At 62.8% G+C, this 13,717-nt stretch carries 14 protein-coding genes; 3 read left to right on the top strand and 11 right to left on the bottom strand.

The genetic code is table 11. From position 1 onward, the window contains the following. Positions 1–23: 23 nt before the first annotated feature. Positions 24–3,527, top strand: coding sequence for a carbamoyl-phosphate synthase large subunit (gene carB, locus NKH42_RS15510; RefSeq protein ID WP_352751936.1), 3,504 nt, complete (start codon positions 24–26; stop codon positions 3,525–3,527). Between the two features lie 96 nt (positions 3,528–3,623). Here carB and NKH42_RS15505 read toward each other — a convergent pair whose 3' ends face one another. The 7 genes from NKH42_RS15505 to NKH42_RS15475 form a co-directional block, all read right to left on the bottom strand. After that, a complete protein-coding gene (locus NKH42_RS15505) occupies positions 3,624–4,364 on the bottom strand; it encodes a hypothetical protein (protein ID WP_352753894.1) in 741 nt (246 codons plus the stop codon). A 222-nt stretch (positions 4,365–4,586) separates the two neighbouring features. After that, complete coding sequence (locus NKH42_RS15500) at positions 4,587–5,225, bottom strand: hypothetical protein (RefSeq protein ID WP_352740186.1); 639 nt, start codon at positions 5,223–5,225, stop codon at positions 4,587–4,589. A 302-nt stretch (positions 5,226–5,527) separates the two neighbouring features. Beyond that, positions 5,528–5,995: a hypothetical protein gene (locus NKH42_RS15495; RefSeq protein ID WP_352751933.1), complete on the bottom strand. Its 468-nt coding sequence runs from the start codon at positions 5,993–5,995 to the stop codon at positions 5,528–5,530. Then, positions 5,996–6,379, bottom strand: a complete 384-nt coding sequence (locus NKH42_RS15490; protein WP_352751931.1) for a DUF6152 family protein — start codon at positions 6,377–6,379, stop codon at positions 5,996–5,998. A gap of 258 nt (positions 6,380–6,637) precedes the next feature. Continuing rightward, positions 6,638–7,384, bottom strand: coding sequence for a DUF899 family protein (locus NKH42_RS15485; RefSeq protein WP_352751929.1), 747 nt, complete (start codon positions 7,382–7,384; stop codon positions 6,638–6,640). Positions 7,385–7,543: 159 nt separating this feature from the next. Then, positions 7,544–8,032, bottom strand: coding sequence for a GNAT family N-acetyltransferase (locus NKH42_RS15480; protein ID WP_352751927.1), 489 nt, complete (start codon positions 8,030–8,032; stop codon positions 7,544–7,546). Next, a complete protein-coding gene (locus tag NKH42_RS15475; protein WP_352751925.1) occupies positions 8,025–8,801 on the bottom strand; it encodes a transglycosylase SLT domain-containing protein in 777 nt (258 codons plus the stop codon). Before NKH42_RS15475 ends, NKH42_RS15480 begins: the two co-directional genes overlap by 8 nt. Positions 8,802–9,009: 208 nt before the next feature. On the opposite strand from NKH42_RS15475, the gene NKH42_RS15470 reads away from it, so the two are divergent. Continuing rightward, positions 9,010–9,582: a methylated-DNA--[protein]-cysteine S-methyltransferase gene (locus NKH42_RS15470; protein ID WP_352751923.1), complete on the top strand. Its 573-nt coding sequence runs from the start codon at positions 9,010–9,012 to the stop codon at positions 9,580–9,582. 51 nt (positions 9,583–9,633) lie between these two features. Here the strand turns inward: NKH42_RS15470 and NKH42_RS15465 are convergent, their stop codons facing one another. After that, positions 9,634–9,960 (bottom strand): hypothetical protein, encoded by a 327-nt coding sequence (locus NKH42_RS15465; RefSeq protein WP_352477837.1) that lies wholly within the window; start codon positions 9,958–9,960, stop codon positions 9,634–9,636. Between the two features lie 298 nt (positions 9,961–10,258). On the opposite strand from NKH42_RS15465, the gene NKH42_RS15460 reads away from it, so the two are divergent. Beyond that, positions 10,259–10,471 carry a cold-shock protein gene (locus tag NKH42_RS15460; RefSeq protein ID WP_023678332.1) on the top strand — a complete coding sequence of 71 codons (213 nt, stop codon included), beginning with the start codon at positions 10,259–10,261 and terminating at the stop codon, positions 10,469–10,471. 617 nt (positions 10,472–11,088) lie between these two features. On the opposite strand, the gene NKH42_RS15450 is transcribed toward NKH42_RS15460, so the two are convergent. The 3 genes from NKH42_RS15450 to NKH42_RS15440 all read right to left on the bottom strand — a co-directional run bounded on the left by NKH42_RS15450 (position 11,089) and on the right by NKH42_RS15440 (position 13,699). Continuing rightward, positions 11,089–11,697 (bottom strand): glutathione S-transferase family protein, encoded by a 609-nt coding sequence (locus NKH42_RS15450; protein WP_352506738.1) that lies wholly within the window; start codon positions 11,695–11,697, stop codon positions 11,089–11,091. Between the two features lie 257 nt (positions 11,698–11,954). After that, positions 11,955–12,809, bottom strand: coding sequence for an EAL domain-containing protein (locus NKH42_RS15445; RefSeq protein WP_352506737.1), 855 nt, complete (start codon positions 12,807–12,809; stop codon positions 11,955–11,957). After that, positions 12,806–13,699, bottom strand: a complete 894-nt coding sequence (locus tag NKH42_RS15440; RefSeq protein WP_352687796.1) for an EAL domain-containing protein — start codon at positions 13,697–13,699, stop codon at positions 12,806–12,808. Before NKH42_RS15440 ends, NKH42_RS15445 begins: the two co-directional genes overlap by 4 nt. Between the last annotated feature and the right edge of the window lie 18 nt (positions 13,700–13,717).

Genomic DNA, 13,717 nt, shown 5'->3' with positions numbered 1-13,717 from the left:
CGCCTGCCGAACGGACCTTCGATATGCCAAGACGCACCGACATCAAGTCGATCCTGATCATCGGGGCCGGCCCCATCGTCATCGGCCAGGCCTGCGAGTTTGACTATTCCGGCACCCAGGCATGCAAGGCGCTGAAGGAAGAGGGTTTTCGCGTCATCCTGGTCAACTCCAATCCGGCCACCATCATGACCGACCCGGAGCTGGCCGATGCCACCTATATCGAGCCGATCACCCCGGAAGTGGTTGCCAAGATCATCGCCAAGGAGCGGCCCGACGCGCTGCTGCCGACCATGGGCGGCCAGACCGCCCTCAACACCGCTTTGTCGCTGCGCCGCATGGGCGTGCTCGACCGTTACAATGTCGAGATGATCGGCGCCGACGCCACGGCAATCGACAAGGCCGAGGACCGTGCACTGTTTCGCGAGGCGATGAACAAGATCGGCCTGGAAACGCCGAAGTCGATGCTGGCCAACGCCACCGACGTCAAGAATGCCGACCGCAAGACGCACGAGGCCGAACGCGCCGCGCTGAAAGCCGAGAAGCCGGAAAACCTCGACGCCGCGCTAGACGCGCTGGAAACCCGCTGGAACCTCGGCGAAGGTGACCGCAAGCAGCGCTATATCAGCCATGCTATGGCGATTGCAGCACAGGCGCTCGACCATGTCGGCCTGCCCGCCATCATCCGCCCGTCGTTCACCATGGGCGGCACCGGCGGCGGCATTGCCTACAACCGGGCTGAATTCTTCGAGATCGTCCAGTCCGGCCTCGACGCCTCGCCGACCACCGAAGTGCTGATCGAGGAGAGCGTGCTCGGCTGGAAAGAGTACGAGATGGAGGTTGTCCGCGACAAGGCCGACAACTGCATCATCGTCTGCTCGATCGAGAACATCGACCCGATGGGTGTGCACACCGGCGATTCGATCACCGTCGCCCCTGCCCTGACCTTGACCGACAAAGAGTACCAGATGATGCGCAACGCCTCGATCGCGGTGCTGCGCGAGATCGGCGTCGAGACCGGCGGCTCCAATGTGCAGTTCGCCGTCAACCCGGCCGATGGCCGTCTGGTGGTGATCGAGATGAACCCGCGCGTCTCGCGTTCGTCCGCCCTGGCCTCCAAGGCGACCGGCTTCCCGATCGCCAAGATCGCCGCCAAGCTCGCCGTCGGCTACACGCTGGACGAGCTCGAGAACGACATCACCGGCGGGGCGACGCCGGCGTCGTTCGAGCCGAGCATCGATTATGTCGTCACCAAGATCCCGCGCTTTGCTTTCGAGAAATTCCCCGGCGCCGAGCCGGTGCTGACCACCTCGATGAAGTCGGTTGGCGAGGTCATGGCCATCGGCCGCAGCTTCCAGGAATCGCTGCAGAAGGCGCTGCGCGGGCTGGAAACCGGACTGACGGGTCTGGACGAGATCGAGATTCCGGGCATCGGCCACGGCAGCGCGCCCGCCAGCCATGTCGACGACCGCAACGCCATTCGCGCCGCCTTGGGCACGCCGACACCGGACCGGCTGCGCATGGTGGCGCAGGCAATCCGCATGGGCACCTCGCTGGAAGACGTGCACGCAATGTGCAAGATCGACCCGTGGTTCCTCGAACAGATCGCCGGCATCCTCGCCATGGAGGACCGCATCCGCGAGCACGGCATTCCTGATGACGCCGGCAATCTGCGCATGCTGAAGGCGATGGGTTTCTCCGATGCCCGCCTCGCCTCCCTGGTCAGGAAAGACGTCGAAGAAATCCAGAAGATTCGCGACAAGCTCGACGTTCATCCGGTCTACAAGCGGATCGACACCTGTGCCGCCGAGTTCGCCTCGCCCACCGCCTACATGTATTCGACCTATGAGGTGCCGTTCGCCGGCGTGCTCGCCAACGAGGCGCAGGTCTCGTCGCGCAAAAAGGTCGTCATTCTCGGCGGCGGCCCCAACCGCATCGGCCAGGGCATCGAGTTCGACTATTGCTGCTGTCATGCGGCGTTTGCGCTGCGCGACGCCGGCTTCGAGGCGATCATGATCAACTGCAACCCGGAGACCGTCTCGACCGACTACGACACCTCCGACCGGCTCTATTTCGAGCCGCTGACGCCGGAGGACGTGCTGGAGATCCTGCGCACCGAACAGGCCTCGGGCGAGCTGGTCGGCGTCATCGTCCAGTTCGGCGGCCAGACGCCGCTGAAGCTGGCGGATGCGCTGGAGAAGGCCGGCATCCCGATCCTCGGCACTTCGCCCGACATGATCGATCTCGCCGAGGACCGCGACCGCTTCCAGAAGCTGCTGCACAAGCTCGGCCTCAGCCAGCCGAAGAACGGCATCGCCTATTCGGTCGAGCAGGCCCGCCTCGTCGCCGGCGAGCTCGGCTTCCCGCTGGTCGTGCGCCCGTCCTATGTGCTCGGCGGCCGCGCCATGCAGATCATCCACGACGAGAGCATGCTGCAATCCTACCTGCTCGACACCGTGCCCGGCCTGGTGCCGGAGGACATCAAGCAGAAATACCCCAACGACAAGACCGGCCAGATCAACACGCTGCTCGGCAAGAACCCGCTGCTGTTCGACACCTATCTCTCAGGCGCCATCGAGGTCGATGTCGATTGCCTCTGTGACGGCAAGTCGACCTACGTCTCCGGCATCCTGGAACACATCGAGGAGGCCGGCATCCACTCGGGCGACAGCGCCTGCTCGCTGCCGGTGCATTCGCTGCCTTCGAAACTCGTCGACGAGCTGGAGCGCCAGACGGCGGCCCTTGCCCGCGCACTCAATGTCGGCGGCCTGATGAACGTGCAATATGCGATCAAGGACGGCACGGTCTATGTGCTGGAGGTCAACCCGCGCGCGTCGCGCACCGTGCCCTTCGTCGCCAAGACCATCGGCCGGCCCATCGCCAAGATCGCCGCCCGCATCATGGCCGGCGAAAGCCTGGAAGACGCCTTCGCCCATTACGGCGCCATGCCCGACCCCCGCAATCCCGGCCACATCGCCGTCAAGGAAGCAGTCTTCCCCTTCGCCCGCTTCCCCGGCGTCGATATATTGCTCGGCCCGGAAATGCGCTCGACCGGCGAGGTCATGGGTCTCGACCGCGACTTCGCGCTGGCCTTCGCCAAGAGCCAGCTCGGCGCGGGTGTTGATCTCCCCCGCGCGGGCACGCTGTTCGTCTCGGTGCGCGACGAGGACAAGAAAGGCATCCTGCCGGCGGTCAAGCGTCTCGCCGGCCAGGGCTTTAAAGTGCTGGCCACCTCAGGCACGGCGCGCTTCCTCGCCGAGAACGGCGTCGTCGCGGAGAAGATAAACAAGGTGCTGGAAGGCCGCCCGCACATCGAGGACGCCATCCGCAACCGCCAGGTGCAGATCGTCTTCAACACCACGGACGGCCAGAAGGCGGTGTCGGACTCGAAATCGCTGCGCAGGGCGACGCTGATGCAGAAGGTGCCGTATTACACGACGCTGTCGGGCGCGGCGGCGGTGGCCGAGGCGATAGCGGCGTTGCGGGCGGGGAGCCTAGAGGTGCGGCCGCTGCAGGAGTATTTTGCGTGAGGGGCTTCTCCTCCTTTTCGGCAGGGAACCGCATATGACAGCGCCACATATGTGATTACCCTGCGGCGGGAAGCGGGCCGATGAGGATTGTACCGTTTACTTTAGAGCGTAAATTGCCAAACCTAAGCCAACGATGCTTGCGATACTGGCAAAAAAAGCAACAAGTTTGTTTTCAAGAACCCAAGAGACGCTAGTTCGAATACGACCGCCATGCATCTCCCAGCGTGTGGTATTCGTCCTTAGAGAACGATCTTTCACCAACGTTGCGAGATTCGCTAGAATATCCACTTTGCGCAATGTGGATTGATGCAGTCCGCTAAAATTTCGCTCTTCGAACGCTGCCGCTTCTTGCGAGCCCGTCATGAAGTCCAAAGGTCGTATCTGGTTCTTTTCAATTAAAGACTCCATTCGTGGGTGTGATATGTAACCCTTCCCATATATATTTATGATAATTCTCGATAAATCATGCTTTCGTTCGTCGTCAATTACGACAGACGTACCGCCAAGAACTGTATACCGATGCTCGATTGCCGCGAATCCGTAGTTCGCATCACGCATATTCCAGTGCATGAAATGACTGTTCCGGTACGAGCCCACAAATGAAAAGAACGCGTCCAGCATGAGGCGCTCCAATCTATCATAATGCTGCTCAATTTCCCCAAACGCTACGCCTTGGCGCTCAGCAATTTGATGGATAGAAAATGAGTGCGTCTGCGCGTCACTCAACTTGCGAACTGCAATGGACGTGACCCTGGGCGAACGCCCCTCGATCATAGAAACTTTCGCAAGAGTAGTGAATAACCCACGTATTTTTTGCATCTGAAAAAATGCTGTCAATCTCTCGCCATGCTTCTTTCTGCCGGTTCGCATCTGGGGCGGTCATTGTATACCAAATCGGTTCGAGGCAACTCGGTTTGCGACAATTGGGCTTGTGAGCTATAGTCCCTCAGCCTGTATTTAGACGGGCAAAGAGGGCCGCTGGACATCGGCTTTGGACGCCGAGCCAGCGGCTCCCGTGGTCTCAGCCGAGCTGAGCTTAATTCCCGTTTGGACCGGGAATCAATCTGTGGACGCCATCGCGCGTATTACGTTCGCAATCTTGGCCGCTTCCGCTGGTGTCAGATCGTAGGGCAGCCCCTGCACCTGTATCGTCAAGTCCGGTCTAATTGGGATAGGCAGTATCGAAACTGAAGTAGGCGGCGGTGGCGAGAAATTAGCGAATATTTTTTGAGGAATTTCGTCGGGCGACTTGCTGTCTGCTGTGTTAATCGATTTCGGCCGCTCAGAAGACTTTCTTCCGGACGCCTGCGTAGACGGCCTAAACGACATCGGGTTATCTAAATAATTCTTAAAATCATCAATAGCTGATTTTATCCTACTTTTATATGTGTTTAGGCTGTCTGGGGTATAGTTTGCACCAGAAATATTCGAAAACCGAACAAGAAGCTGATCTAGATCTAAAATCGTGACGTCTTCCGCCTCATCTTTTTCAAGTATAGACAGAACCTTGTTCGCCGATGCCTTGCGAGAGCGGGCAGTCGTCGTGTTCATCAAACCCTTCCTCGCAAGGTAGTCGAGGAACTCAAGAAGGGCTTCGCGTGATCGCTTTCCGTTCATTGCAACCATCCTTTCACGGATAGGCTTAGCAGATTCTGGATAAGTTGCAATGATTTTCGTGTCTGAATAGACGTTGTCCATATCTACAACGCTCGTCAGACGAGTATCCGCTCGTGCCATTACGGCGCTTCGACGATTTCCTTGGTCATGACGATCTCCATGGATTGGGATCGACGTTGGCGCAAAGCCCCTCACCCGCCCTCCGCTTCGCTCGGGCGACCTCTCCCCGAGGGGGAGGAGACTTGAAGCGCTGGCGCCAACCTCTTCTCCCCTCGGGGAGAAGGTGGCCGCGAAGCGGCCGGATGAGGGGGCCTGCGCCGACTCCGCGATTGCTTGGAGACTATTCTGCCGGTCGGCGAAGGCCAGTGCCCACGCCCGATTTCCTAGAGAAACCCGATGATTCGTCCGGCGAAAAGCACGGACGTCCACAGCATCAGCGAAACCACCGCCAGCACGGTAGCGCCCCCACCCGCCGGCTCCTCTCCGCCCCTTGCCCGGCACACCCGCATAAACGCGAGGAAGTTGGCGCCGGCGAGAAGGATGAGCGCCAGCTTGGCGAGGAAAACCGGCATCGCCGCATACTCCCTCGCCCTGACTGAAAACAGCAGCGCCCCGGTCACAAGCGCGCCTGCAAACGCACTCAACGCCGTGCGGCGCAGCAGCGCGACCAACGGCGCCTGCGGCAGCGAGCGGAAGGCGCCCAGGATCCTGAGGTCCATGAGCCCGACGCTGGTCAGCAGCGCGCCGATCGACATGATGTGCAGCGCATTGACTATGGGGTAGGCGACGAAGGAGGCCCTCAGTCCCCGCACCAAGGCGAGTTGCTCGATGCCGGCGAAAAACCCGTCCATTCAGGCCGGCGGCACGCGGTCGGGATAGACGTCATAGGTCTTGCCGCCGACGATGATGCGGACCGCCTTCATGCGCTTTTCGCTCTCGTCGCGCGAGCGGTGGCCGATCGCGGTCACCTCGTCGCCGACCTTGGCGACCTCCTCGGTGAAGCCGGCGGCGATCGTGCGCGACGGCGGCGCCATCTCCACCCGCCAGGCCTCTCCCTTCGCGTCAACATCGAGCGTGGCGTGCGGGTTGCCGATATAGATGGCCGTGATCCTGCCCCTGAGTTCGAAAAACCCGTCCTGCGTCCACGACCAGCCGTGATGGGCATAGGCTGCGGTGCCGGCGGCAAGCATCACCGCCGCTGCCAGCGTGGCGCCCCGAATGAAAGGTGACAGCATCGCTCGTCTCCTCGGTTCCGGCATTAGAGGGTAGGTCAGCGCGCCGCAGCGTCAAATCACATAGGGTCTGCGCCGCCCCTCATTGTCCTGCCGGGCATTTCTCCCCGTATAGTGACGGGGAGAAAGGTTGCCGTCGCCACGCATTTCGCCAATCTCCAGAGTTGAAGAAAGTGAGCTGAGTTTGACGCCAGCCCCCTTCTCCCGTCCCTCTACGAGGAGAAGATGCCGGCAGGCAGATGAGGGCGGCGCCGAGCTACGCTAGTGGCAGCAAGCCTCTCTGTACTGCAGCTGCTCCTGCCAGCTCCGCGCCCTGCCCTCCGGGGTAAAATCCATCAGGTTCCACAGGATCTCGCAGGTGCCTATGGCGCGCGGGTCCTGGCCGGGTTCGGGCGGCGCGAAGCCGAGTTCGGAGCTCCAGAAGTGGCGGATGCCGTCGCCGTCGCGGTGGAACACCGACAGCGCGGGGAGCTGCGCGCCATCCTCGGCCTCGGCGTGATAGTCGCGCTTGAAGCTGTTGCCGGCCGACGAGACCAGCCGCATATTTTTCCAGCCGCGGTCGCGGCCGAGCGTCAGCAGGTTTTCCAGCGCGGTCTTGGCCACGACAGCGAAATTGTAGCCGGCGGCCTCGAGGTGGCCAATGGCGCCGTCGAACTGGTCGAGCAGCGCCGTGCAGGACGGGCAAGGCTGGTCCGGTCTGGGCAGCTTCGCCGTGGCGCCGCTCGTCGCCACGTCGCGCGTCTCCTGCGGATGGCGCGGAAACATCATAGAATAGACGATCAGCGTGTCCTTGCCCGGCGCAAACAGTTCCGAAAGCTTGATCCTGGCGGGCTTGCCGTCCGGCCCCAGCCCGTCGAAGACATAGTCCTGTGGCACCAGCCCGCCCGGCGGCAGCGCGCGCCGCGCGACGGCGACATCCTCCATGGCACGGCGCAGCTCGATTTCCTTCCGCAGCAGCTTTTCGCGGGCGGTGCGGTATTCCTGGGACTCGTTGGGAAAGGTGATCATCGTCATCTCCATCTGCCGTGCTTTTTGGCGGCGCGCCGTTCGTGGCAACGCGCCTTGCCTCCCAAGGACGCATCGCGCGAAACGGTTCCGACATTTTTGCGCAGGCGCCGTGGCGACGAGAACCCGGGCTGCCGCCTTCAAAAGGACGAACGGCGCTCCTCACCCCGCCCAATCCACCTCGATCATCCCCAGCCGCTGATAGAGCCTGACGGCGGCCGCGTTCTCGACGGTGTTGGTCTTGAGGTCGACATGCGCAGCACCCCTCACACGAAACACCGCGAAGGCGTGGCGCATCAGCGCCTCGGCTATGCCCTTGCCGCGCGCCTCGGGATGAACGGCAAGATCCTTGACGAACCCCGTCGTCCAGCAGAGCGCGGCGCCCGCCAGCCGCCCCTTGCCGTCGATGACCAGGAAACACAAAGCGGGATCGAATTCCGCGTCGCCCGAAATGCGCGGCCACCATTGGTCGAACGGCCCATCGGCGCCGTCGTCGAACACCGCGGTCAAAAGCGCATGCAAAGCGAGCGCATCGGAGGCTTCGAAGCCGCGCATGAAAAAACCTTCCGGCCAGCGCGGCGCCAGAAGCGTGTCGTCGAGGATCTTGCGCAGTCTTATGTCGTTCGGCGCCGGTGGGCGCGGCTCAGGCATCGGGTTGCATACGGCGCCGCAGGCGGTCGCTGCCGAGGCCGGTTTCGCCCAGCATTCCCTTGCGCTTGGCGTCGTAGTAATAGCCGCTCTGGTAGAGCCGGTCGGCGCGCTTGGGATTGCCGCCCGACACCAGCCAGGCGCCGCGCAGATATTTCACCGCATATTTCAGGTTGGTCTCGGCGTCGAACAGGCCGCTCGCCGGCCCGTCATAGCCCATGCCGCGCGCCGTCGCGTGCTTGATCTGCATCAGCCCCCAATGCCCGTGATTGTAGGCTTTCGGGTTGAAGGTGCTCTCGCGGTTGACGACGCTGCGCACCAGATCGACCGGCACCTGATAAAGCGCGGAATATTTCTCGATCAGCCGTTCGATCTCGCTGCGGGCGCCGGCGTTCGACTGGGCCTCTGCCGGGTCGATCGCGGCCAGAACGGCCGGGTTTTGCGGCACCGTGTAGGCGACCGGCTGAATGCCGGGCATGGCGGCAGTCTGGCCGGTGACCGGCATGGCGACGGCAGCCACCGCGGTGGCTGGCTGGGCACTGGTGGTCATGACGGCCGGGGTCGTTGCCGTCAGCGGCGTCGGCCCGGCAAAGGCGGCGGCCGGCTCGACCGGCAGTGCTGCTGTCTGGGCGAGGCCGGACGGTTCCGGCAGCACCGAAACAGTGTCGGGCAGCGCCAGCGTGAAGCCGGCATCGGTGTTGGCCGAGTTTTCCGTGAAGGCAGGGGCCGGGGTCGCCGGCGAAGTCGAGGTGCAGCCACTGAGAGCGGCCACGGCCAACACCGCCGCTAGGACGGGAAAGAGGAATTTTGCTGGCAAGCGGCGCTCGGGTCCGGTTCGTCGGGTGTTAAGAAGTCCTTACACCAGCATCTTTCCTCGGGCAATCCGCGGTACCCGGTGGTTTTCGGGTGGCGAGCCGGGCCGGGAAATGCGATATTGTTCTGGATTTGTACTTCGAAGGATTCCGGAAAGGAGCAGCGCCATGGACGCCTCTCATGCCACCGCCGGCCACGCGGTCTTCGAAACCGTGCTCGGCTACATGGGTATCGCCTGGAGCGAAGCCGGGCTAACCCGGCTCTGCCTGCCGCAGCGCAACCGCGACGCGGTAGAGCGCCGGCTGCTGCGCCATGCCTCCGACGTCGAACAAGCCGTGAAGCCCGAACCGCAATGGGTTGCCGAACTGATCGCGTCGATCAAGGCCTATGCCGCCGGCGAGGACGTCGATTTCTCCGGCGTGCCGGTCGATCTCAGCGGCGTCGACGAGTTCCGCCTGGCGATCTATGACGCGGCGCGAAAACTCGCCTTCGGCGAAACCACCACCTATGGCGAACTGGCCAAACGCGCCGGCCATGCCGGGCTGGCGCGTGAGACAGGCGCGGCGCTCGGCGCCAACCCGGTGCCGCTGGTCATCCCTTGCCATCGCATCCTTGCCGCCGGCGGCAAGATCGGCGGATTTTCCGCGCCCGGCGGCTCGGCCACCAAGGAAAAGATGCTGGCAATGGAAGGCGTACGCGTCGGCCCGCCGCCCCCAGCGCAGGTGTCGTTCGGGTTTTAGCTGTGCTGATATTCAGGTGAGGCCGGCACCCCGCGCACCATCTCGACCAGCCTAATCCGGAAGCAGGCGCCGGCGGAAGCGCCGGTCGATCTCCACCCGCTTGCACTTGTAGACGGTGCACGAATTCGTATCGGCACTCGGCACCGAGGCCCGCGCCCTGACCTCGCCGATGTCGCAGAATTGCTGGCTCCGCACATAGCGGTCGTAGAGCGCCAGGCCCGGCACGCGCGTCGATCTGTAGCGCAGGATGACCGCCCCCTCGCGCGCGATCGTCGCCTGCACCTTGCCGCAGCTCATGCGGGTCGGGTCGTAGCGCGAGACCGCCTGCGCCTCGGCGGCCACCAGCGTCAGGCAAGCGGCAAGCAGAACGATTTTCATGTCCCTCTCCCCAAAACCCAGTCGCGCCCGAAGCCGGCGCGATCCTCCCGCGTCAGGCGCGCAACGACGACGCTCTCACGCGATTGGGGCGGCCGTTGGGCAGCGTTGCCGCCGTGCCATTTTCCGCCCCGTCTTGTTTTTTGCGCGAAGGCATATTATATGCGGTCCATTGATATTTCGGCCGATCGATCCGGGCCTCGCGATATTCGCGTTTGCTGACGTTCTATCTCCAAAATCTCGATACAAACCGGCTGGGTTTCGGTCCAGTCAAACTAAAGCAAACGTAAGGACTATCGAAATGGCAACAGGTACGGTCAAGTGGTTTAATTCCACCAAGGGTTTCGGCTTCATTCAGCCTGATAGCGGCGGCGCGGACGTTTTCGTCCACATCTCCGCAGTCGAGCGTGCTGGACTGTCGACCCTGGTCGAAGGCCAGAAGATCAACTTCGAGATCGAGCAGGACCGCCGCACTGGCAAGTCGTCCGCTGGATCTCTGAGCAAGGCGGCCTGATCTTGAAAATGGCGCGCGCCGGGCGATAGCCCGGGGCGCGCGGCAAGTCACGGATGTACTGGCGGTCGCGCGAGAAGCGCGCCGGAGCGAAAGACCCGACAAGCCGAAGCAGCAGATTGCTGCCGGCCCGGCCAAAACGCTCCCGATCAGGCTACCAAGCATGGGAAGGCGGGATTTTGTCCCGCCTTTTTGCTGTCTGAAATCCGGTGAACCGTCGCCTTGGTCCTATGGGACCACTTTGTGGTTGTTTTTACCCCGGTCATTGTACCATCGACCATGAGCAAGCTTGAACAGATTGAGAAATCCGTCGCCGAACTAAGGCCCCGAAGAGCTCAAGGCGTTTGCCGCATGGTTCGAGGCGCTGCAAGCCGACATGTGGGACCGGGAGATCGAAGCCGACGCCAAGGGCGGCAGGCTGGACAAGCTTGCCGAGCAGGCCTTGGCTGATCATCGCGCCGGCCGGACCCGGCCTCTGTGAATCATTTTGCCACTCCCTCGTTTTGGGAGGCCTACGCAAAACTGCCCTCGTTGAGCAAAGGCGTGCGAGCATTCACGCCACTGGCCGAAGGCCACAAGCCCAACGCCCGGAGCGAGCCGCGAAGCGGCGACAAGCATGACTAAGGCAACCAGTCCAGCGGCACATGCCCCGGATCGGCCTCGACCCGTTGCAGCCAGGCGGCAACCGCCGGATAGGCGTCGAGCTGAAACCCGCCCGTCTCGGCCGTATGCGTATAGGCATAGAGCGCGATGTCGGCGACGCTGAGCGCACTGCCCGCGAAGAAGCTGCTCCCGGCCAGGTGCTGGTCCATGACGCCGAGCGCCTTGTTGCCGCGCTCCAGCGTCACCGCCAGCCGCTCGGGTGTCGCGTCTTTCGCGCGTTCTGGAAAGGTGAGCAGCGCTCTGCGCACCGCGATATAAGGCTCGTGGCTGTATTGCTCGAAGAACAGCCACTGATAGGCCAGCGCGCGTTCGTATCTGTCCGCCGGCAGAAACCGCGTGCCTTCGGCGAGGTAGAGCAGGATGGCGTTGGATTCGGCCAGCCGCCGGCCGTCGTCGAGTTCGAGCAGCGGCACCATGGCGTTCGGGTTCTTGGCGACATAGTCGGGCTTGCGCGTCTCGCCGGTATGCGAGCTGACCTCGACATTGGTGAAAGGGATGCCGAGCTTGGCCATCAACAGGCGCGGCTTGTAGCAATTGCCGCTGTCGATCATTCCATAGAGTATCATCGATGCTCCCCTTGCTCGCAACCACCCGTCTCAAGGCTTGATCCAGCCTCTATCGCGGCAGCGGCGGCTTCATCCAGTGATTTGTTTTGGCGTAACCATCAGCGCCGCTGATGCATTACAGGATATGTCGAGATTCAAGTCAGGCCGAGCCGAGAAGGGCGGGTTCCGAGAACCGGAGCGTACTGTTTGGGTACGTGAGCACTGGAAGCGCAGGACCCCCCGTTCGCAGGCCGGCATCACTTGAATATCGGCATATCCTAGCCGAACAAGGGGATGACGTTGCTGTCCCTGCCAAGCAGCCTGTCGATCGACAGCGGCTCCTCGTCGAACAGCGTTCCGGCCAGCGCCGGCCGGGCAAGGTAAAAGCCCTGCAGCAGGTCGACGCCGCCATCCAGCGCGACGCGCAGATGCGTGGCGTTCTCGACGCCTTCGACCAGCACCTTGGCGCCGCGATCGTGCAGCGTCGAAACCAGCGGCCGGAAAAACCGCTCGGCGGCGGCATGGCGGCAGAATTCGGCGAACCAGGTGCCGTCGATCTTGACGATGTCGGGCTGCACGAGGGCGACCCTTTCTTCGGTAGAATGCCCTGTGCCGAAATCGTCGATGGCAATGCGGACGCCGTCGCGCCGCATCTCGCGCGCCAGGCTGACAAGCACCTTGTCGCCGGCAGCCTGCTCGGTGATCTCGCAGACCAGCATGCCGGGATGCAGGCCGAAATCCGCCAGATGCCTGGTCATCAGCCTGATTTCGGCCAGCGCCCGTGCGGGGTCATCGTTGATCAGCGGATTGTAGTTGAAAAACAGGTCGAGCCCGTCGACGCCGATGTTGCGGAAGTTGCGCAAATGCAGCACCCGGCACATGGTTTCGACAAACAGCCGATCCGCTGCCGGCACACCTTCGAAGAAGATTTGAGGCGCCACCGGCCTGCCTGCACGATGCGGCTCGATCAGTCCCTCGACCGCGACGGCGGCGAGAAACCTGCCGCGCGGCGCGAAGACCGGCTGGTAGGCGCTCCTCAGCCGGAATGCGCCGTAGACGCCATATTCGATGCCGACCTCGTCGGCAAAGATCGCCTCGCCGACCTTGCGCCGCATGTCGGCCCGCCCGGTCACGATGTCACCCTGCGGCCAAAGGCCCGCATCGGCCGCCGCGATGGCGAAACGGCCGCAGAAACCTTCTCAGCATCGGCCGGCACCGCGGCCGCCTGCCCGCTCTTGTCGAAGACGTGGAAGCTGGTTGGCGCAAGCTCGGGGCGCGCCAGCACATAGCCCTGCACCATCGAGGCGCCCGACTTTTCGGCAAGCTCGAGCTGCCAGCCCGTCTCGATGCCCTCGAACACCGTACGGATGCCTTGCTCTTCGAAGCTTGTCACCATGGCGGTCAGCAAGGCGAAGCCGGCACCGGACTCCATCAGCGTCATGATCCAGTCGGCGTCGAACTTGACGATGTCTGGCCTGAGTTCCTTGATGCGATTGATGTCGGATTCGTCGGCGCCGTAATCGTCGACCGCAATGCGCAAACCATTGCCCCTGAGCGCCTCGACGAAATTGTAGAGCGTTTCCTGCGACGCCGATTTCTGCTCGGTGACCTCGCAGACGACGCGGCGCGGATCGATGTCGGCCTCGTGCAGCACCAGTCGCATGTCGCGCAGCGCCTTGTCGGCGATGCCGCGGTCGGTGAACACCGATGGATCGAAGTTGATGAAGATGGAGGCGTCTCGCGGCAGGCAGGCGCCGGCGTTCAGCAGGTGCAGCGTCCGTGTCAGCGCCTCGATATGCAGGCGATCGACCGCCGGACAGCTGTTGAAGAAACTCATTGGCGGCTGCGGCTCGCCGTCGCGGAACGGCCGGATCAGCCCCTCGAACGCGACGACGGACAGCTTGCCCTTGTTGAAGGCGAAGATCGGCTGGAACGCGCTTTGCAGCGTATAGACCCCCCAGACACCGCTGGCGGTGCCGTCATCATGGCGGATGATATGGGCAAGCTCGATGCTGCGCGTCACGGTTCCTCGCTATGCGAG

Source organism: Mesorhizobium sp. M1142, assembly GCF_040318565.1.
Classification (GTDB): Bacteria; Pseudomonadota; Alphaproteobacteria; order Rhizobiales; family Rhizobiaceae; genus Mesorhizobium.
This window is presented reverse-complemented; position numbering and strand designations above follow the sequence as displayed.